General features: G+C 67.0%; 17 protein-coding genes. 3 read left to right on the top strand and 14 right to left on the bottom strand.

Annotated elements, in window-relative coordinates:
* Positions 1 to 29 precede the first annotated feature (29 nt).
* The 7 genes from RZE79_RS09060 to RZE79_RS09030 form a co-directional block, all read right to left on the bottom strand.
* Positions 30 to 1,523, bottom strand: a complete 1,494-nt coding sequence (locus RZE79_RS09060) for a M81 family metallopeptidase (RefSeq protein WP_319360047.1) — start codon at positions 1,521 to 1,523, stop codon at positions 30 to 32.
* Positions 1,520 to 2,800, bottom strand: a complete 1,281-nt coding sequence (locus RZE79_RS09055) for a Zn-dependent hydrolase (RefSeq protein WP_319360046.1) — start codon at positions 2,798 to 2,800, stop codon at positions 1,520 to 1,522. Before RZE79_RS09055 ends, RZE79_RS09060 begins: the two co-directional genes overlap by 4 nt.
* Before the next feature lie 163 nt (positions 2,801 to 2,963).
* Positions 2,964 to 3,671: an ABC transporter ATP-binding protein gene (locus RZE79_RS09050; RefSeq protein WP_153285357.1), complete on the bottom strand. Its 708-nt coding sequence runs from the start codon at positions 3,669 to 3,671 to the stop codon at positions 2,964 to 2,966.
* Positions 3,672 to 3,828: 157 nt separating this feature from the next.
* Positions 3,829 to 4,596 (bottom strand): ABC transporter ATP-binding protein, encoded by a 768-nt coding sequence (locus RZE79_RS09045; protein WP_319360044.1) that lies wholly within the window; start codon positions 4,594 to 4,596, stop codon positions 3,829 to 3,831.
* On the bottom strand, positions 4,593 to 5,552 hold the full coding sequence (locus RZE79_RS09040) for a branched-chain amino acid ABC transporter permease (RefSeq protein ID WP_319360043.1): 960 nt from the start codon (positions 5,550 to 5,552) through the stop codon (positions 4,593 to 4,595). The genes RZE79_RS09045 and RZE79_RS09040 overlap by 4 nt, the downstream gene beginning before the upstream one ends.
* A 7-nt stretch (positions 5,553 to 5,559) precedes the next feature.
* Complete coding sequence (locus RZE79_RS09035) at positions 5,560 to 6,420, bottom strand: branched-chain amino acid ABC transporter permease (RefSeq protein ID WP_099795893.1); 861 nt, start codon at positions 6,418 to 6,420, stop codon at positions 5,560 to 5,562.
* Positions 6,421 to 6,548: 128 nt separating this feature from the next.
* Positions 6,549 to 7,754, bottom strand: a complete 1,206-nt coding sequence (locus tag RZE79_RS09030) for an ABC transporter substrate-binding protein (protein WP_319360042.1) — start codon at positions 7,752 to 7,754, stop codon at positions 6,549 to 6,551.
* A gap of 218 nt (positions 7,755 to 7,972) precedes the next feature.
* Between RZE79_RS09030 and RZE79_RS09025 the strand changes: the two genes are divergently transcribed.
* On the top strand, positions 7,973 to 8,737 hold the full coding sequence (locus tag RZE79_RS09025) for a FadR/GntR family transcriptional regulator (RefSeq protein WP_099795891.1): 765 nt from the start codon (positions 7,973 to 7,975) through the stop codon (positions 8,735 to 8,737).
* 12 nt (positions 8,738 to 8,749) lie between these two features.
* On the opposite strand, the gene RZE79_RS09020 is transcribed toward RZE79_RS09025, so the two are convergent.
* Together RZE79_RS09020 and RZE79_RS09015 are read right to left on the bottom strand one after the other, a co-directional pair.
* On the bottom strand, positions 8,750 to 9,229 hold the full coding sequence (locus RZE79_RS09020) for a GNAT family N-acetyltransferase (RefSeq protein WP_319360041.1): 480 nt from the start codon (positions 9,227 to 9,229) through the stop codon (positions 8,750 to 8,752).
* Complete coding sequence (locus RZE79_RS09015) at positions 9,229 to 10,212, bottom strand: LysR family transcriptional regulator (RefSeq protein WP_101492534.1); 984 nt, start codon at positions 10,210 to 10,212, stop codon at positions 9,229 to 9,231. Before RZE79_RS09015 ends, RZE79_RS09020 begins: the two co-directional genes overlap by 1 nt.
* A 106-nt stretch (positions 10,213 to 10,318) precedes the next feature.
* Between RZE79_RS09015 and RZE79_RS09010 the strand changes: the two genes are divergently transcribed.
* Together RZE79_RS09010 and RZE79_RS09005 are read left to right on the top strand one after the other, a co-directional pair.
* Positions 10,319 to 11,674 (top strand): aspartate aminotransferase family protein, encoded by a 1,356-nt coding sequence (locus RZE79_RS09010; protein ID WP_319360040.1) that lies wholly within the window; start codon positions 10,319 to 10,321, stop codon positions 11,672 to 11,674.
* 22 nt (positions 11,675 to 11,696) lie between these two features.
* A complete protein-coding gene (locus RZE79_RS09005) occupies positions 11,697 to 13,214 on the top strand; it encodes a CoA-acylating methylmalonate-semialdehyde dehydrogenase (protein ID WP_099795888.1) in 1,518 nt (505 codons plus the stop codon).
* A 19-nt stretch (positions 13,215 to 13,233) separates the two neighbouring features.
* Here the strand turns inward: RZE79_RS09005 and RZE79_RS09000 are convergent, their stop codons facing one another.
* Genes RZE79_RS09000 through RZE79_RS08980 form a run of 5 tightly spaced genes read right to left on the bottom strand, consistent with a single transcriptional unit; the run spans position 13,234 to position 18,649 of the window.
* Positions 13,234 to 14,622: an FAD-dependent oxidoreductase gene (locus RZE79_RS09000; protein ID WP_319360039.1), complete on the bottom strand. Its 1,389-nt coding sequence runs from the start codon at positions 14,620 to 14,622 to the stop codon at positions 13,234 to 13,236.
* Positions 14,623 to 14,631: 9 nt separating this feature from the next.
* Positions 14,632 to 15,201 carry a phosphonate degradation HD-domain oxygenase gene (locus tag RZE79_RS08995; protein WP_319360038.1) on the bottom strand — a complete coding sequence of 190 codons (570 nt, stop codon included), beginning with the start codon at positions 15,199 to 15,201 and terminating at the stop codon, positions 14,632 to 14,634.
* Positions 15,202 to 15,203: 2 nt separating this feature from the next.
* Positions 15,204 to 16,652, bottom strand: coding sequence for a phosphonoacetaldehyde dehydrogenase (phnY, locus tag RZE79_RS08990; protein WP_101492537.1), 1,449 nt, complete (start codon positions 16,650 to 16,652; stop codon positions 15,204 to 15,206).
* Between the two features lie 22 nt (positions 16,653 to 16,674).
* Positions 16,675 to 17,901 carry a phosphonoacetate hydrolase gene (phnA, locus tag RZE79_RS08985; RefSeq protein ID WP_319360037.1) on the bottom strand — a complete coding sequence of 409 codons (1,227 nt, stop codon included), beginning with the start codon at positions 17,899 to 17,901 and terminating at the stop codon, positions 16,675 to 16,677.
* Position 17,902: 1 nt separating this feature from the next.
* On the bottom strand, positions 17,903 to 18,649 hold the full coding sequence (locus RZE79_RS08980; RefSeq protein ID WP_319360036.1) for a phosphonate utilization associated transcriptional regulator: 747 nt from the start codon (positions 18,647 to 18,649) through the stop codon (positions 17,903 to 17,905).
* Positions 18,650 to 18,806: the final 157 nt, after the last annotated feature.

Below are 18,806 nucleotides of genomic sequence, written 5' to 3'. Positions count from 1 at the left end.
CACGCGCCGCGCGTCGATGACGTGGCAGGTTATGCGGGCACGTCCATCGTCGCGTTCGCATCGAGCGGAAACACCGGCCGACGCACCTGGCTGAACGGGAACAGGCTGTAGTCGGAGCTGGTCACGCCCGGGCTGTCGCATTCCACCAGCGCCGCCGACAGCGGCTCGAACACCGGCCGGCAGTACATGCGCGACTTCAGCAGCAGGAAGCGCTCTTTGCGCGGATCGAGCCCGGCGCACTCGAACACGCCGATGTCCCACGGCTCCTGCGTGCGCTCGGTGACGACGATGCGCGCCGCGCCGATATCGAACAGCACCGTGCGGCCCATGCTGCTGCGCTGGCCGGTGTAGGTGGGGCCGGTGATCACGTACTCGCCGTCGCTGACCGTTCGCACGACGCCGGTCAGTTGCACGGGCGTCTTCGCGAGGCCGATGCCTTCCAGCGACACCTTGTTGCCCAGCGCCACCGTCACCTCGGCGCCCTCGCCCGCCGCGACCAGTGCGGCCACTGCCTCGGGGTCGCACAACGGCCCGACGCCAATGCCGTCCAGGCCCTGCGCCAGCGCTTCCTGCAGCACGTCCATCGTGTCGCAGCTGCCGCCCGACATGCAGTTGTCGCCGTGGTCGAGCAGCAGCACCGGGCGCGTGGCACCGCCGGCGATGAGCTTCGCGCGCGCGACCGATGCGGCCAGCGGCTCGCTGCGATAGATGAAGGCTTCGCGCTCGGCCCACATCTGCGCCGCGATGCGGTCGGCCGTGGCTTGTGCACGCGCAGGCGATTGGGCATCGACCACGATCACGCTCATGCACGGCGCCGCGATGTCCGACAGCGAGAAGCCGGCCAGGATCGACACCGCCAGCGACTCGGATTCTTCCGCTGCGCGCGCCGCCTCGATGGCCCGCTGCATCGCGCCGGTGAACGAGGCGCTGCGCAGCGTGTGCGCCATCAGCGGCAACTGCCGCCAGCGCATGTGCGGCTGGCTGCGCTTGGCGAGCAGGTCGAACAGCAGGCGACCGGCGTGCTCGCCAGTCTCGTACATGTCGACGTGCGGGTAGGTCTTGAAGCCGACGATCACGTCGGCGTTCTCCACCATCTCGGGCGTCACGTTGGCATGCAGGTCCAGCGCCACGCCGATCGGCACGCCGGGTGCTGCGCCGCGCAGGCGCACCAGCAGGTCGCCTTCGCCGTCGGTGCTGTTCTGCGCCACCATCGCGCCGTGCAGGTCGAGCAGGATCGCGTCGCAGCCCGGTGCCGCATCGACGATGCATTGCGTGAGCGTGGTGTAGGCCTGCGCATCGACCGGCCCGCTCGGGTTGGCCGAGGCCGACACCGGTGTGACGACCTCGGCGCCGGCGGCCTCGGCCAGGTCGATGAAGGCCGACATCGCGGTGCGCATGCCCTTGTTGTCCGTGTAGGCCTGCGCCCCGAAGGTCGGGCCGTCGGGCCCGAAGGCTGCGAGCGGCGTGGGCACGGGCGAGAAGGTGTTGGTCTCGTGGTTGAGACGCGCGATCAGGACTTTCATGCAGCGACTCCCGCGCTCTGCAGCATGGCTTGCAGCAGCACGTTGCAGCCAGCTTCGAGGTGATCGGGCTGCGCATCTTCGATCTCGTTGTGGCTGATGCCGTCCAGGCAGGGCACGAAGATCATCGCCGCGGGGCACACGCGCGCGAGGTACACGGCGTCGTGGCCGGCACCGCTGATCACGTTCATCCACGTCATGCCCTGGTCCTGTGCGGCCTCGCGCACGGCCGACACCAGTGCGGGCGTGAACGGCTGCGGCGGGAAGTACACGACCTGCTCGACCGTTGCCTCGACCTTGCCCTTGGTCGCGATGCGCTGCACGGCTTCTTTCAGTGCCGCGTCCATGGCCGACAGCACCACGTCGTCCGCTGCGCGCAAATCGACACTGAGCTTCACGCGGCCCGGGATCACGTTGCGCGAGTTCGGGTAGTTGTCGATCCAGCCGACCGTGCCGCGCCCGTGCGGCGCATGCGCGAGCGCGATGCGGTTCACTTCGACCACGAGTTCGGCGGCGGCCAGCAGCGCGTCCTTGCGCAGCTCCATCGGCGTAGGGCCGGCATGGGCTTCCATGCCCTGCACCACCACGTCGTACCAGCGCTGGCCCAGCGCGCCCTCGACCACGCCGATGACGCGCTCGTTGGCTTCGAGCACCGGGCCCTGTTCGATGTGCGCCTCGAAGTACGCGCCCACCGGCGAGGTCGCCGCCGAGGCGGGCACGGCGCCCGCATAGCCGATGGCCGACAGCGCATCGGCCACGCTCACGCCTTCGGTGTCGCGCTGCGCGAGCGCGTGCTCCAGCGTGAAGGCGCCCGCGAACACGCCGGAGCCCATCATCACGGGCACGAAGCGCGAGCCCTCTTCGTTGGTCCACACCGCCACCTCGATCGGCGCTTCGGTTTCGATGCCCGCATCGTTCAGCGCGCGCACCACCTCGAGCCCCGCGAGCACACCGTAGTTGCCATCGAACTTTCCGCCCGTGGGCTGCGTGTCGATGTGGCTGCCGGTGGTGATGGGCGGCAGCGCGTTGTTGCGGCCCGCGCGACGCGCAAAGATGTTGCCGATGGCGTCCACGCGCACTTCGCAGCCGGCCTCGCGCGCCCAGCGCGTGAAGAGGTCGCGGCCCTGTCGATCGAGGTCGGTGAGCGCGATGCGGCACACGCCGCCCTTCTCGGTGGCGCCGAGCTGCGCCAACTGCATCAGCGAGTCCCAGAGGCGCTGGCCGTTCACGCGCAGCGCGCGCACGTCCGGCGCGGTGGAAAGTTCGTTCTGTGTGTTCATGGTTTTTGACAACGAATGGATGGCGAAATGCGAAGGGCACGCAGAAGGTGTGAAGAAACCGTAGCGAGCGGCCCGAGGTCGCATCGAGGACCGGAGCCGTACACGCGTACGGTGAGGACCGCAGATGCGAGATCGGGACGCGCAGTAGGTTTATTCATACCTTCTAGGCAAGGCCTACGCCGAGGTATCGGTCTTTCACGTCGTGGTCGGCCATGAAGGCGGCGTTGCCGGCCTCGTGCACGATCACGCCCTGCTCCACGATGTAGTGGCGGTCGGCCAGCTGCACGCAGACCTCGAGGTTCTGCTCGACCAGCAGGATGGCCACGCCCGCGGCCTTGATGGTCTTGAGCTGCGCGACGATCTCTTCCACGATCACCGGCGCCAGGCCTTCCACGGGCTCGTCGAGGATCAGCAGGCGCGGATGGTTCATGAGCGCGCGGCCGATGGCCAGCATCTGCTGCTCGCCGCCCGACAGCTGCCCGCCGCCGTTGCGCCGCCGCTCCTTCAGGCGCGGAAAGATGCGGTAGATGTCGGCCAGCTGCCAGGGCGAATCGCGCCGCAGGCCGAGCAGCAGGTTCTCTTCCACCGTGAGCAGCTTGAAGATGCCGCGGTGCTCGGGCACCAGGCACACGCCGCGCGTGGCGATGCGGTGCGGCGGCTGGCCCGCGATGTCCGCGCCCTGGAAGCGCACGCGCCCGCCGGTCGGTGTGACGGCACCGGCAATGCTCTTGAGCGTGGTCGACTTGCCCGCGCCGTTGCGGCCCAACAGCGTGACGAGTTCGGCCTCGCCCACCGTGAACGACACGCCCTGCAGCACGTGGCTCTTGCCGTAGTGCGCGTGCAGTGCTTCGACTTCGAGGATGTTGCTCATTGGGTGACCTTCGCAGGACGGTGACTCTTGCTCCTTCCCCTTCCGGGGGAAGGCTGGGATGGGGGCAGGCAGAGCGCTCGATGGATACGCCGCTTGCCCCCACCCCCGCCCTCCCCCGGAAGGGGAGGGAGTAATACCCTGGCGCAAGACCGGGCGCTCATGCCTTGCCCCCAGTGATCATGTTGCCGAGATATGCCGTGCGCACGCGCGCATCCGACCGGATGTCGCCCGGCAGCCCCTCGGCCAGCACGCGGCCCAGTTGCATGACGGTCACGGTGTCGGAGATGTCCATCACGATGTTCATGTTGTGCTCGATCAGCACCACGGTGTGCGCGTCGCGCAGGCTGCGGATGAGGTGCTTCATCTCGTCGAGGTCGTCGATGCCCATGCCCGAGGTCGGCTCGTCCAGGAAGATGGCCTTGGGTTTTGCGGCCAGCGCCATGCCCACTTCGAGGCGGCGTTGCTGGCCGTGCGAGAGCACGCTGGCGGCCGTGTCGGCCAGCCGTTCGAGGCCGACGCGCGCGAGCACCTCGGCCACGGTGTCGGCACAGGCGCGCTCGCCGATGGGTGCGCGCCAGCAGTTCATGGCCTGGCGCGGCGCGATGCCCTGCGCCGCCACGCGCAGGTTCTCGCGCACCGACAGGCTGGGGAACAGGCTCGTGACCTGGAACGAGCGCGCCATGCCGCGCTGCACGCGCTTGTGGTCGGGCTCGCGCGTCACGTCGTGGCCGTCGAACACGATGCGACCGTCCGTGGTGGTGCCGGTGCCCGTGAGCATGTGGAACAGCGTGGTCTTGCCCGCGCCGTTGGGGCCGATCACCGAGTGCACAGTGTTGCGCTTGATCTTCAGGTCGACGCCGCCGAGCGCGGCGAACTTGCCGTAGTGCTTGGTGACGCCGATGGCTTCGATGAGGATGTCGCTCATGCTTGCTCTCCTTGCACGGCCGGCGCCTTGGTAGCGGCCGGTGTCTTGCGGAACACGCGACGCCAAATGCTTTCACCCAGGCCCCAGAGGCCGCGTTGCATGCCGATGCTCACGCCGATCAGCAGCAGGCCCAGCAGCAGCAGCCAGCGCGGCCACAGGGTGGAAAGCCAGTCGGCCAGCAGCACGTAGAAGGCCGAGCCGAGCACCGAGGCAAAGAGGTTGCCAGTGCCGCCGATCACGGTGATGACGAGGATCATCTCGCTCGTGTGGTACTCGGCGTTCGACAGCGGCGCGATGCCGGTCATCATCGCGTGCAGGCCGCCGGCCAGGCCGGTGACGGCGCCCGAGATCACGAAGGCCCGCAGCTTGAAGCGCTTGAGGTCGTAGCCCACGGCGGCGGCGCGGTCCTCGTTGTCGCGGATGGCGAGCAGCGTGCGGCCGAAGACCGAATCGGTCACCTTGAGCAGCAGCGCGAACGCGATGAGGAAGATCACCGCCACGAAGGCGTAGTACTTCCACGGCGTGTCCATGAAGGCCGGGCGCGGCACATCGAGCAGGCCGTTGTCGCCGCCCGTGAGACCCGAGGCCGTGTACGCCACGAAATAGAACATCTGCGCAAAGGCCAGCGTGAGCATCACGAAGTAGGTGCCGCGCTGGCGGATGGCCACCCAGCCGACCACCGCCGCGCCCAGCGCGCCCATGCCGATGGCGGCAAGCAATGCCAAAGGCATCGGCAGTTGCAGCCGCGTGAGCAGGATCGCGATGGTGTAGCTGCCCAGCCCGAAGAAGATGCCCTGGCCGAACGAGAGCAGCCCCGTGTAGCCCAGCAGCAGGTTGCAGCCCAGGGCCGCGAGTGCGTAGATGAGCACTTCGCTCGCGAGCGAACCCGAGCGCATGAACAGCGGCAGCGCGAGCGCGACGATCAGCGCCAGCAGGAAGGTGTATTTTTTTGGCATGGCGCGTTCATCCTCTGCGGCCGAGCAGGCCATGCGGGCGCAGCAGCAGCACGGCGCCCATCGCGATGTAGATCATCAGGCTCGCCCCGGGCGGCCAGATGGTGCTCATGAGGCTTTGCACGATGCCGATCAGCACGCCACCGACCAGCGCCCCGCTGAAGCTGCCGAGCCCGCCGATGACCACGACCACGAAGGCCACGCCCAGCGCCTCGACGCCCATGAAGGGCTCGGCCCCGCGGATGGGCGCGGCCAGCACGCCGGCCAGCGCCGCCGTGGCCGCGCCGAGCGCAAACACCAGGCTGAACACGCGGAACACGTTGATGCCCAGCAACGAGACCATCTCGGTCGATTCGCTGCCCGCGCGCACCGCGCTGCCCAGGCGCGTGCCCTCGAGCACCCACCACAGCAGGACCGCGAGCACGGCGGTGAAGCCGATCACGAAGAGCCGGTACTTCGGGTAGATGAAGCTGCCCCACATCACCACGCCCTGCAGCAGGTCGGGCGTGGGCACGCTGTTGCCCAGCGGGCCCCAGAACACGATGACGATCTCCTGCACCGCGAGCGCAAGGCCCACGGTCACGAGGATGTGGAACTCGTGCGGCTTGGCGTACACGCGGCGCAGCAGCAGCTTCTCGGCGAGCCAGCCGAGCGCGCCGACGAACAGCGGCACCAGCACCAGCGCGGCCCAGAAATTGAGGCCCCACTGCATGGCCTGGAAGCACAGGTAGGCGCCCAGCAGGTAGAAAGCGCCGTGCGCGAAGTTCACGAAGCGCAGCAGGCCGAACACGATGGACAAGCCAACGGCCAGCAGGAAATACAGCATGCCGATGCCGATTCCGTTGATGGTCTGGAGCAGGTAGACGGACATAGGTGTGATTGGTGGCGGGCTTGAATGCGCTTCCCTTCCAGGAACACCACGGAACCGGCTTTGCCGGGCCGCAGGTGTTGCCCCCTGCAAGGGGGTTGGAGGCCACACGCAGTGGGCAAGCCTGGGGGTTAGCCCAATTTGCAGCCGGTCTTGTCGACCGGGAGGAAAGACTTGCCGGAACTGATCACGTCGACGTAGTCGGCCGGGTTGGCCATCTTCGACTTCGCCTTGCCCTTGAGCAGGTAGTAGTCCTTGATGACCTGGTGGTCGGCCTTGCGGATTTCTTCCACGCCCGTGAGGCCGTCGAACTTCATGCCTTCGAGCGCGGCGATCACGGCCTTCTGGTCGACCGTGCCGGCTTTCACGATGCCGTCGATGAGGATCTTGGTGCAGATGTACGAACCGGCCAGGCTGTAGTTGGGCACGATCTTCAGCTTGTCGGCGGTGCGCTTCACGAGGTCCTTGTTGAGCGGCGTGTCGACCGTGTGCCAGTACTGCGCACCGAAGTAGACGCCGTCGCACAGGTCGGCGCCCAGCTCGTCGAACTGCTCCAGGCCCGAGGCCCAGGCCATGAGGATCGTCATGTTCTTGTGCATGCCGAAGCTCACCGCCTGGCGCAGCGCGGCCGACGACTGCGCGCCGAAGTTCAAGAGCAGCAGCACGTCGGGCTTGGCGGCCATCGCGTTGGTGAGGTAGCCGCTGAACTCCTTGTCGTTGAGCGAGTGGTAGCTGTTGCCCACGTGCTCGATGCCCTTCTCCTGGAAGATGGTCTTGGCGGCGCTCAAGAGGCCGTCGCCGAAGACGTACTGCGGCGTGATCGTGTACCAGCGCTTGGCCTTGGGCATCGACGCGATCAGCGGGCGCACCGTCTGCTCGATGGCACCGAAGGTGGGCACCGACCAGCGGAAGGTGGCGGGGTTGCAGTCTTTACCCGTGATCTCGTCGGCGCCTGCGGTGGTGATGAACAGGCCGCCGGCCTTCTCGGCCTCCTTGCCCATGGCCAGCGCTTCCGACGACAGGATGCCGCCCGCGAAAAACTTGGCGCCCTGCTGCTGCGAGGCTTCCTGCACCTTGCGCACGGCGGTGGCCGGCTTGCCTTCGGTGTCGAGCAGCGTGTAGGCCAGCGGACGGTTCAGCACCTTGCCGTACTGCTCGATCGCCAGCTTCGTGCCCAGGTCGGCGAACTTGCCGTTGGCCGCAAACGCACCCGACATGGGCACCGGTGCACCGAAGCGGATCACGTCGGTGGCCTGGGCGATGGCCGAGCGGTTCATCAGGAGCGAGGCCGGGGCGGCCGACAGGGCGGCGAGCTGAAGGAGTTGTCTGCGTTGCATGGGGTTCTCCGGTCGTGAGGTGTGAAAAGTGGGGGGAAGAAAACACAGTGCCTGCGATCGCCGGCAATTTAAGCGGATAAATAGGATTAATATGCTGGTAAAAACCCGCTAGCAAGCCCCGTGCCCCAACCCAACCCGACCCTGCCGATGACGCCGTTAAGATCGCGCGCTGTTGCGCATCCCGCGCATCTCCCGATGTGCATGGATGGAGCGTTTTGATGAGAGTGGGGCACAACCCTCCGAAGCGGCAAAAGCTCTCGGACGTCATCGTCGAAGACGTCAAGCGATGGATCGTTGCCGAGCGCAAGCAGCCCGGCGACCGGCTACCGAACGAGAAGGAACTGATCGAGCTCTTCGGCTATTCGAAGAGCACGGTGCGCGAGGCGCTGAAGGCGCTCGAGGTGCGCGGGCTGATCTCGATCCGCACCGGCCCCGGCGGCGGCGCGTACCTGCAGCAGGTGTCGGTCGACCATGCGTCGGAGCCGCTGCGCAACTTCCTGCACTTTCATCACCTCGACGGCCACCACATCTACCAGCTGCGCAAGGCGCTGGAGCCCGAACTGGCCGTGAGCGTGGTCGGGCGGCTCACGCCCGAACACTTCACAAGGCTCGAAGAGAACGTGCGCCTGTGCACCATCGAGCCCACCAACGAAGACGAGTTGCGCACCCAGCGCGAGGCCGAGCTGGCCTTTCACACGATGCTGGCCGAGGCCTGCCCCAATCCGGTGCTGTCCTTCATGTGCCGCTTTCTCAACGACCTGCTGCGCGACCTCGTCGTCTACAAGAAGGCGCTGGACCACCACCACTTCGGCGAGACCAACGTGGACTACCACACGCAGCTGCTGGCGGCCTACCGCAAGGAAGATGCGGACGAGGTGCGGCGGCTGATGGCGGAGCACATGGTGGATGCGGAGCACCACATGCATGAGATGGAAGCGCACATCGGGGCGAAGCATTTGTTGTTGCCCAGTGGGCAGCGATAGCACCACAAAGGTCTAGAAGACCTTGCGAAACCGCTCGGCCCTGCCGAAGCGCACGGCGACGGTGCCGTTCGCTTCGAATCCGCAGCGAAGGTAGAACGACCCGGCGTGCGGATTGCCGGTGACGTGGAGTGCCGACGCACCCTGGCGCCGGGAAACCTCGACACAGTGCGCGACCAATGCCTTGCCGATGCCGCGACGCCATGCCTCGGGCTCGACGAACAATCCATCGAATTCGGCGCTGCCGTCATCGTTGGGCAGCACGACAGCGAATCCAGCCGTCACGCCATGGATCTCTGCCACGAACACCCGGCCATCGACGATCTGGGCTAGAGGCAGTTCGATGGCGTCCGGGTCGGACTGAATCGCCTCGCGATCGCCAGGGTTCGCGAGCGATGCGCGCCGCTGCAAGTCTTCGAGTGCCCGGTGTTCCGATGCAAGTGCAGGGCGAATACGCAGTGGTGTTTCGGACATCTTGGCTGGTTTCAGTGCCATCAGATCTTCTTCGCACCGCCATGCGCCTGCTCCAGGCACGCCTGAAACGCCAACACCGCCCGTGAAGGCTTCGGCGATCGCCGCAGCAGACTCACGAACCGGCACGCATAGTTGAAGCGCGCCGGCAGCACCGCCTTCATCAGCCCGCGCTGCTCGAACACCTGCGCGTAGTGGTCGGGCAAAAAGCCCAGAAAGCGCCCCGAGAGGATCAGCGTTGCAATCGCCTCCTGGTCGAACCCCGTCGCCTTGCGCGACAACCGCGCCCGATGGCTCAGTTCCATGTTCGGCGAGTGGTAGCCCAGCCCCGCGAAATGGTGCTCGCCCAGCTTCGACCACGTGAGCTTGCCGTGCGGGCTGTCGAACAGCGGGTGCCCTTTGCCGCAGTACAGCAGCATGGTTTCGTCGAACAGGTCGGCGTAGACCAGGCTCTTCGAGCTGCGGTGCGCCGGGATGATGCCGATCTGGAAGTTGCCCTCCAGCACGCCCTGCTCGATCGCGTTGATCGAGCCCACGTGCACCGCCAGGTTCACCTCGGGCGCGATCTCGGTGAAGCGCGCAATGGCCTCGCCGATGCGCGCCTTCGGGTTGGTCGCGGTCTTGTCGAACAGCGCCACCTCCAGTTGCCCGCCCATGCGGTTGTGGATGTCGTCGATGCTGCCGCGGAAGGCGTCGACCGAGGCCAGCAGGCGCAGCGTCTCGTCGTACACGCGCTGGCCCTCGGCCGTGAGCGCAAAGCCCGCCCGGCCGCGCCGGCACAGCACGAGGCCCAGGCGCGTTTCCAGGTCTTTCACGTGGCGGCTCACGGTGGAGGTGCCGATGTTCAGCTCCAGCTCGGCCGCCGCCATGCCGCCGCAGTCGACCACGCTCTTGAACACCTTGAGCAGGCGCAGGTCCATGTCGCTGAGCTGCCCCAGCACGGCGCGATTGCGGGTGCCCTGGGCACTGGTTTCGGTGGCGGGCGAGGCCTTGGCCTTTACTTGCATGGATCGTCAAGTGAACATTGATATTGCGCCATTCTCCACACTGAAGGGTCTGCGAACAATCGGCACATCCCTTCACCCCCGGAGCCCGCCCTGCGCGGGATGCGCCATGAGCCTCGCCACACCCGCCATCGAACCCACGCCCACCGCGCGCACCGACGCCGCCTGGCTCGAGGCGCACTGGATGCCCTACACCGGCAACCGCAACTTCAAGGCCGATCCGCGGATCATCGTGGAGGCCAAGGGCGCCTACTTCACCGACAACGACGGCCGCAAGATCTTCGACGGCCTCTCGGGCCTGTGGTGCTCGGGCCTGGGCCACGGCCGCCCCGAGATCACCGAGGCGGTGAGCCGCCAGATCGCCAAGCTCGACTACTCGCCCGCGTTCCAGTTCGGCCACCCGCTCTCGTTCGAGCTGGCCAACAAGATCAAGGAACTGACGCCCGCCGGCCTGGACTACGTGTTCTTCACCGGCTCGGGCTCCGAAGCCGCCGACACCTCGCTGAAGATGGCGCGCGCCTACTGGCGCACCAAGGGCCAGGCCGGCAAGACGCGCCTCATCGGCCGCGAGAAGGGCTACCACGGCGTGAACTACGGCGGCATCTCGGTGGGCGGCATTGCGGCCAACCGCAAACTGTTCGGCCAGGGCGTCGAGGCCGACCACCTGCCGCACACGCAGCTGGCGGCCAACGCCTTCACGCGCGGCATGCCCGAGAACGGCGCCGAGCTGGCCGACCGCCTGCTCGACCTGATCGCGCTGCACGACGCCTCGACCATCGCGGCCGTGATCGTCGAGCCCTTTGCCGGTTCGGCCGGCGTGGTGATTCCGCCGAAGGGCTACCTGAAGCGCCTGCGCGACATCTGCACGGCGCACAACATCCTGCTGATTTTTGACGAAGTGATCACCGGGTTCGGCCGCTGCGGCGCGCTCACGGGTGCCGATGCCTTCGGCGTCACGCCCGACATCATGAACATCGCCAAGCAGGTCACCAACGGCGCGCAGCCGCTGGGCGCCGTGGTGGCCAGCAAGGACATCTACGACACCTTCATGGCCGCCGGCGGCCCCGAGTACATGCTCGAGTTCCCGCATGGCTACACCTACGGCGCGCACCCCGTGGCCTGCGCCGCCGGCATCGCCGCGCTCGAGGTGCTGCAGAAGGAAGACATGATTGGCCGCGTGCAGACGCTGGCCCCGCACTTCGAGAACGCCGTGCACAGCCTGAAGGGCAGCAAGCACGTCGCCGACATCCGCAACTACGGCCTCGCCGCCGGCATCACCATCGCCGCGCTGCCGGGCGAGCCCGCACGCCGCCCCTACGAGATCGCGATGAACTGCTGGAAGAAGGGCTTCTACGTGCGCTACGGCGGCGACACGATCCAGCTCGCACCGCCGTTCATTTCCGAGAAGGCCGAGATCGACCGCATGGTCAACGCCCTTTCCGACGCCCTCGCAGAAACCGCCTGAATACCTTTAAAGACCTGAAGACATGCAACACGACAAGAACGTCACCGCCACCATCGGCCACTTCATCGACGGCAAGCACGTCGGCGGCGGCAGCCGCGTGCAGCCGGTGTTCGACCCCGCCACCGGCCTGTCGGCCAAGAGCGTCGCGCTCGCCGACAAGCTCACGGTCGAGCAGGCCATCGCCGCGGCGCAGGCCGCCTTTCCGGCCTGGCGCAACACGCCGCCGCTGAAGCGCGCCCGCGTGATGAGCCGCCTGAAGACGCTGCTCGAAGAAAACGCCGACACCATCGCCGCGCTGATCACCGCCGAGCACGGCAAGGTGCTGGCCGACGCGCACGGCGAGCTGCAGCGCGGCATCGAGAACGTCGAGTACGCCAGCTACGTGCCCGAGCTGCTCAAGGGCGAGCACAGCAAGAACGTCGGCCCGTCGATCGACTCGTGGAGCGAGTTCCAGGCGATGGGTGTCGCGGCCGGCATCACGCCGTTCAACTTCCCCGTCATGGTGCCGCTGTGGATGTGGCCGATGGCCGTGGCCTGCGGCAACACCTTCGTGCTGAAGCCCTCGGAGCGCACGCCCTCCTCCACGCTGTTCATGGCCGAACTCGCGCTGCAGGCCGGCCTGCCGCCGGGCGTGCTCAACGTGGTCAACGGCGACAAGGAAGCGGTCGACACGCTGCTGACCGACCGCCGCGTGAAGGCCGTGAGCTTCGTGGGCTCGACGCCCATCGCCGAATACATCTACACCACGGGCACGGCCCACGGCAAGCGCGTGCAGGCGCTCGGCGGCGCCAAGAACCACGCGGTGGTGATGCCCGACGCCGACATCGGCAACGCGGTGAGCGCGCTCATGGGCGCGGCCTACGGCTCGTGCGGCGAGCGCTGCATGGCGATCCCGCTGGTGGTGGCCGTGGGCGACGCCACGGCCGACGCGGTGGTCGAGGGCCTGAAGGTCGAAATTGCCAAGATGAAGGTCGGCCCCGGCACCGACAACGGCAACGACATGGGCCCGCTGGTCACGCAGCCGCACTTCGAGAAGGTCAAGGCCTTCGTCGATGCGGGTGTGGCTGCCGGCGCCAAGCTGGTGGTCGACGGCCGCGGCATCCAGGTCGAAGGCCACGAAGGCGGCTACTACCTGGGCGCCTGCCTGTTCGACCACGTGAAGCCCGGCATGACGATCTACCAGGAAGAGATCTTCGGCCCGGTGCTCGGCGTGGTGCGCGTGAAGACGCTGCAAGAGGCGATGGACCTGATCGACGCACACGAGTACGGCAACGGCACCTGCATCTTCACGCGCGACGGCGAGGCCGCACGCTGGTTCAGCGACAACATCCAGGTCGGCATGGTCGGCATCAACGTGCCGCTGCCGGTGCCCGTGGCGTACCACTCGTTCGGCGGCTGGAAGCGCTCGCTGTTCGGCGACCTGCACGCCTACGGCCCCGACGCCGTGCGCTTCTACACCAAGCGCAAGACCGTCACGCAGCGCTGGCCCTCGGCCGGCGTGCGTGAAGGCACGATGTTCTCGTTCCCGTCGAACCGCTGACGCAATCGATCGCCGTGGGTCAGGCTTTGTCGGCCTTGCCTGCGGCGTTCGCGAGCTTGCTGAGCATGCGGTCCACCAGCCACGGCTGGCGGTCCTCATCCTCAGCGCGTTCCTTGCGGCGGATCGCGTTGCGCACGACGATCGAGCCCACATAGCGCATCGGCTCCGGCGGAAAGTAGCCCAGCGGCCCGGCCGTGATCGGGCTGCGCGTCCATGCGTTGTCCTGGTCGAGCACCAGCGACGACAGGATCTGCCCGCCCATGTAGGTCGGCCCCACCCCATTGCCCGAGTAGCCGAAGCCGTAGTAGATGTGCGGCGCGCCATCGAGCTTGCCGAAGAACGGAAAGCCCGTCACCGAGCGGTCGGACGGGCCGTTCCAGCTCGCGGTGATCGGCGTGTTGCTCAGTGCGGGAAAGAAGGAATGCAGGGCCTGCGTGAGTTCGGCCTCGTACGGCGAGCGCTCGTCGAACACCTTGGCCATGCGGCCGCCCCAGGCGAAGGTGTTGCCGCCCTTGCCCAGCATGATGCGACCGTCGACCGTGCTGCGGTAGTAGTACACGAAGGTGCGCGAGTCGAGCACCGACACGCCGTCGGTCAGGCCGATCTGCTGCAGCAGATCGGGGCAGCGCTCGGTGATGATCATGTCGCTCGACACGATGGCGATGGTCCGCTCGAACTGCGGGAAGCGGCTGGCCATCCACGCGTTCATCGCGAGCACCAGTTTCTTCGCGCGCACGCGCCCGGTGGGCGTGCGCACCAGCACGGGCTGGTCGGTGCTGAAGTCGAGCATCGGCGTGCGCTCGTGGATGCGAATGCCCATGGCCAGCGCCACGCGCCGCAGCCCGCGCACCAGCTTGCCCGGATGCACGGTGGCGGCGATCGGCGAGTACACGCCGGCCAGGTTGCGCGCCGAGCCCGAGCGCCGCGCCACTTCGTCGGGCGGCAGCGCGTGGTACGAATGGATGCCGCGCGCTTCCAGCGCCTGCATCATCGGATCGAGCGTGCCGATCTGCGCCTGCGAGGTCGCGGTGTAGAGCGTGCCGTCGCGCCGCAGTTCGGCGTCGATGCCGTGCGCGGCGCAGAAGTCGGCGATGTGCCCCACCGCCGCTTCCGACGCCTTCACGAGGCGCACCGCCTCGTCTTCGCCGAACAGCCGCCGCAGGGTTAAAAACTTGGCCGACCAGGTGAGCAGGCAACCGCCGTTGCGCCCGCTGGCGCCGGCGCCGCAGAGGTCGCTTTCGAGAATGACGATGTCGAGCGCGGGTGCCTGCAGCTTGGCCTGAATGGCTGTCCACAGGCCGGTGAAGCCGCCCCCGACGATGCAGACGTCGGCGGTGGTCTCTCCTTGCAGCGCCGGGGCCAGATCGCCGTCGTTGAAGAGCGCTTGTTCGATCCAGAAGGGGCGCATCCGTGTGCCTTAGGCGGTGAGGGATTGCCGGTACTCGGCGGAACTGATTTCGAGATGGCGCACGAAGTGTGCGAGGCCGGGCATGTCGGCATCGGCCAGCTTGGCCGTGTCGTCCCATTGCCGCAGGCGCACCGCATCCATCGCGTACGGCAAGGCCTCGAAGGCTTTCGCCTGCGCCTCGTCGAAGACGCCGCCCTGCAGTTGCAGGCTGCGCTTCGAGTCGGCCGACAGCGCTTCGAGGTAGCCGGGCACGCGCGCGCACAGGAATCGCTTGGCGTCCACATGCAACCGAATCGGCTCCAGCGTGGCCGGACCGAACAGCGCACGCAGGAACGGCAGGCAGCGGTACTGGTGCAGGTCGTCCAGCCCCTGCTGCGTCGGCGTGCCGCCGAAGTCGTGCAGCAGGTGGCCCAGATCGTGCAGCAGGGAGGCGGCGATCAGCGCGCTGTCCGCCCCCTCCTGCTCGGCCAGGTGTGCCGACTGCAGCGCGTGCTCCAGCTGCGTGACCGGCTCGCCGTCGTACTGCGCGTGGCCCTTGGTCTCGAAGAGGCCGACGATGTCGGGGATGCGGAGGCTCATGGTTACCAGGGCAGCGAGTAGGTCTTGGTGTTGGTGAAGCTCTTCATCGCCTCGAGCACGCCTTCCTTGTAGCCCAGGCCCGAGTCCTTGATGCCGCCGAAGGGCGTGAGCTCCAGGCGGTAGCCCGGCACCTCGCGCACGTTGACGCTGCCCACGTTCAGCTCGCGGATGAAGCGCGTGATGTAGTCCAGCCGGTTGGTGCAGATCGACGACGACAGGCCGTAGGCCGTGCCGTTGGAGATGCGGATCGCCTCGTCGATGTTCTTGAAGCGGATCACCGGCGACACGGGGCCGAAGGTCTCCTGCTTGGCGACGGTCATCTCGGGGTCGACGTGGTCGAGCACGGTGGGCGAGTACAGCGCGCCGCGGCGTTCGTTGCCGTACAGCAGCTTCGCGCCCGCTGCGATGGCTTCGTTCACGACCGCTTCGAACTGCTTGGCAGCCGCTTCGTCGATCACGGTGCCCATGTCGGTGTCCGGGTCCATCGGGTCGCCGTACTTCAGCGCCTTGGTCTTGGCGACCAGGAGTTCGACGAACTGATCCGCGACCGACTCGTGCACCAGCATGCGCTTCACCGCTGTGCAGCGCTGGCCCGAGTTCTTGTACGACCCGTTGGCGGCCAGCGTCGCCGCCTCCTCGATGTCCGCGTCTTCCATCACGATGATCGGATCGTTGCCGCCCAGCTCCAGGATCTGGCGCTTGTAGGTGGCCTTGCCTGCGATGTACTTGCCGATGGGCACGCCACCCGTGAAGGTGACGAGGTCGACGTCGGCATTGGTCAGCAGCTCGTCGGCGATCTCCTTGGGGTCGCCGGTGAGCACCGACAGCATCTGCGGTGGCAGGCCTGCCTCGTACAGGATGTCGGCCAGGAGGAAGGCCGTGAGCGGCGTCTTCTCGCTGGGTTTCAGCACGATGCGGTTGTTGGTCGCAATGGCCGGCGCCACCTTGTGGATCACCTGGTTCAGCGGGTGGTTGAACGGCGTGATGGCGGTGATGGCGCCCAGCAAGGGCTCGCGCATCGTGTAGACCTTGCGGCTCTTGCCGTGGTGCGTGAGGTCGCACGAGAACACCTGCCCGTCGTCGACCAGCGCCTGGTTGGCGGCGAACAGCAGCACGTCGGAGGCGCGGCCCACTTCGTACAGCGAGTCCTTGCGCGACAGGCCCGACTCGAGCGTGATGGTGCGCGACATTTCGTCCAGGCGCGAAGCGATGATTTCGCCGGCACGCATGAGGATCTTGTAGCGCTCGTAGCGCGTGAGCGTGGGCTTGTAGTCGCGGGCGATGCGCAGGGCATTGCGCACGTCGTCCAGCGTGGCCTTGGGCACGGTGGCGATCACTTCGCCGGTGTACGGGTAGGTGACGTCGATGGTGCGGTCGCGGTGGACTTTCTCGCCGGCGATGCGCAGGGCTTCGCGGTGGACAGTGCCTGGCTTCAGGATGGCTTGGCTCATGGGGTGATTGCTCCGTGTGGCTTCAGCGTGCGTGGTTCAGGGCGAGGTCGAGTGCGTCGAAGTTGCGCAGCCGGCGACCGGCGGCAATGCCTTCGACCGGGCGGTTGCAGATCAGCGGCACCTTCTGCTCGGACACACCGCCGTGCGAGCGCAACGGCACTTCAAGCGCCGACAGGTCGTGGCGGCTGGCAGCGGTGCCGATGACGGTGCTCTGCTCGCTGACGACCACGATGTCGCCGATGCGGTCGGGTGGCAGCTCGAAGCGCTGTGCGGCTTCCTTGCGCGAGAGCACGAGCTCCATGCCCGGAATGCCCTTGATGCGTTCGATCCAGCCCGGCACGCTGGCTTCGTCGGGCGCATACACCGTGGCGAAGGAGCCGAGCGCGCCGTGGTGCACGACGTAGGGGTCGGTGATCGGCAGGATCACGCGGGCCGTTTCAGCGCCGTACCAGCCGTCGAGCACGTCCTGCAGATAGATGACGTTGGGCGAGCCGTCGGCACCGTGCTTGTCGTTCATGCCGTGGTCAGCCGTAAGCACGATGGTGGCGCCCAATGCGTCGAGCTGCGCGAGGTAGCCGTCCATCATTTGGTAGAAGGCATTGGCGGCGGGGCTGCCCGGCGCGGCCTTGTGCTGCACGTAGTCGGTGGTCGACAGGTACATGAGGTCAGGGCGCTGCGATTCCATCAGCTTCACGCCGGCGGCGAACACGAACTCCGACAGTTCGGCGCTGTACACCGAAGGCACGGGCATGCCGACCATGTCGAGCACGTTGTCGATGCCGTTCTCTTCCATCGTCACCTGGTCCGACTTCTCCGACGAGAAGCAGATGCCCTTCATCTGGTGGCCGAGCAGCTTGCGCAGCTTGTCCTTGGCGGTGATCACGGCCAGCTTGGCGCCCGCGTCGGCGAACGCGGCCAGCACGGTGCCGGCGCGCAGGTACTTGGGGTCGTTCATCATCACTTCCTGACCCAGCTCGCGGTCGAAGAAGTAGTTGCCGCAGATGCCGTGCACCGCGGGCGGCGCGCCGGTCACGATCGACAGGTTGTTGGGGTTGGTGAACGAGGGCACGACGCAATCGGCGAGCAGGTCGGCGCCGTCCTTGCGCATGCGGGCGATGTACGGTGCCACGCCGGCTTCGATGGCCGCGTCGAGGTAGGCCGGCTCGCAGCCGTCCACGCACACGACCACGATCGGACGGGCCATCCAGCGATAGCTCCTGGCATTGACTTCAAGTGTCTCCGGTGTCATTTCAGACTTCCTTTTGGGGTGGGTGGTTCGGGGTAACGGGGGTGTTGCTGATGGCAGCCGCATCGCCGTCGATGCGGCCGAAGGCCTTGTGCATGCGCGCGCGGCTGCCGGCCACGTGTTCGCGCAGTGCGCGCCCTGCCGTGTCGGCGTTGCCGCTGGCAATGGCGTCGACGATGTGGCTGTGCTCGTCGGCCGAGACCCGCAGGCCGCCGCCGCTGTCGAGCGCGCGCATTCTGAAAAGGTGCAGTTCCTTGACGAGCCGCTTGTAGGTTTCGGTGAGCTTCTTGCTGCCGGCGGTGTCGAGCAGGATCTCGTGGAACTGCAGGTTGAGCTGCGCGTACTGCTCCACGTCCTGCGCCTGGGCCGCCGAGCGCATGGCGTCGACCATGGCGCGCAGGCGCTCCACCGCGTCGGGCTGAATGGCCAGCGCCACGCGCCGGCCGATGATTTCTTCGAGTGCCTCGCGCAGTTCGTAGATCTCATCGGCTTCCTCGAATGCGATCTCGCGCACGAAGACGCCGCGGTTCTTCTCGTTGCGCACCAGGCCGGCCTCTTCCAGTGCGCGCAGCGCCTCGCGGATCGGGCCGCGGCTGGTGTTGAAGCGCAGCGAGAGCTCGCTCTCGTTGATGCGGCTGCCCACGGGAAGCTCGCCCGTCATGATCAAACGCTCGATTTCTTCCTGCATCAGCATCGGCAGCGAGCTGGACTGGAGGAACGCGAGGGCGGCGGAGTGATTGCTGGTGACCATGGGGCGTATTTTCCCGAAGGATCGTCAACTGTCAACAATTTTTTATTGACAGTCGGCAATCAGCAACCTACATTGCAAACACCGGACGGCGTTGGACACCTTCGCGCCGGCGCCAGCCCCTCACTCACCCTCTTCAGTGACAGCCAGCCTTTCAGGA

This window comes from Variovorax sp. EBFNA2 (genome assembly GCF_033802765.1).
GTDB classification, from domain to species: domain Bacteria; phylum Pseudomonadota; class Gammaproteobacteria; order Burkholderiales; family Burkholderiaceae_C; genus Variovorax; species Variovorax paradoxus_H.
Note: the sequence above shows the minus strand (reverse complement) of the source record. Positions and strands in the feature narration are given on the sequence as shown.

Coding starts and splice junctions, on each gene's coding strand:
- RZE79_RS09050 (WP_153285357.1), bottom strand. CDS start 3,671: ATGAGCAACATCCTCGAAGTCGAAGCACTGCACGCGCACTACGGCAAG.
- RZE79_RS09055 (WP_319360046.1), bottom strand. CDS start 2,800: ATGAACACACAGAACGAACTTTCCACCGCGCCGGACGTGCGCGCGCTG.
- RZE79_RS09035 (WP_099795893.1), bottom strand. CDS start 6,420: ATGTCCGTCTACCTGCTCCAGACCATCAACGGAATCGGCATCGGCATG.
- RZE79_RS09060 (WP_319360047.1), bottom strand. CDS start 1,523: ATGAAAGTCCTGATCGCGCGTCTCAACCACGAGACCAACACCTTCTCG.
- RZE79_RS09045 (WP_319360044.1), bottom strand. CDS start 4,596: ATGAGCGACATCCTCATCGAAGCCATCGGCGTCACCAAGCACTACGGC.
- RZE79_RS09020 (WP_319360041.1), bottom strand. CDS start 9,229: ATGGCACTGAAACCAGCCAAGATGTCCGAAACACCACTGCGTATTCGC.
- RZE79_RS09030 (WP_319360042.1), bottom strand. CDS start 7,754: ATGCAACGCAGACAACTCCTTCAGCTCGCCGCCCTGTCGGCCGCCCCG.
- RZE79_RS09025 (WP_099795891.1), top strand. CDS start 7,973: ATGAGAGTGGGGCACAACCCTCCGAAGCGGCAAAAGCTCTCGGACGTC.
- phnY (WP_101492537.1), bottom strand. CDS start 16,652: ATGAGCCAAGCCATCCTGAAGCCAGGCACTGTCCACCGCGAAGCCCTG.
- RZE79_RS08995 (WP_319360038.1), bottom strand. CDS start 15,201: ATGAGCCTCCGCATCCCCGACATCGTCGGCCTCTTCGAGACCAAGGGC.
- RZE79_RS09040 (WP_319360043.1), bottom strand. CDS start 5,552: ATGCCAAAAAAATACACCTTCCTGCTGGCGCTGATCGTCGCGCTCGCG.
- RZE79_RS09005 (WP_099795888.1), top strand. CDS start 11,697: ATGCAACACGACAAGAACGTCACCGCCACCATCGGCCACTTCATCGAC.
- RZE79_RS09010 (WP_319360040.1), top strand. CDS start 10,319: ATGAGCCTCGCCACACCCGCCATCGAACCCACGCCCACCGCGCGCACC.
- RZE79_RS08980 (WP_319360036.1), bottom strand. CDS start 18,649: ATGGTCACCAGCAATCACTCCGCCGCCCTCGCGTTCCTCCAGTCCAGC.
- RZE79_RS09015 (WP_101492534.1), bottom strand. CDS start 10,212: ATGCAAGTAAAGGCCAAGGCCTCGCCCGCCACCGAAACCAGTGCCCAG.
- phnA (WP_319360037.1), bottom strand. CDS start 17,901: ATGACACCGGAGACACTTGAAGTCAATGCCAGGAGCTATCGCTGGATG.
- RZE79_RS09000 (WP_319360039.1), bottom strand. CDS start 14,622: ATGCGCCCCTTCTGGATCGAACAAGCGCTCTTCAACGACGGCGATCTG.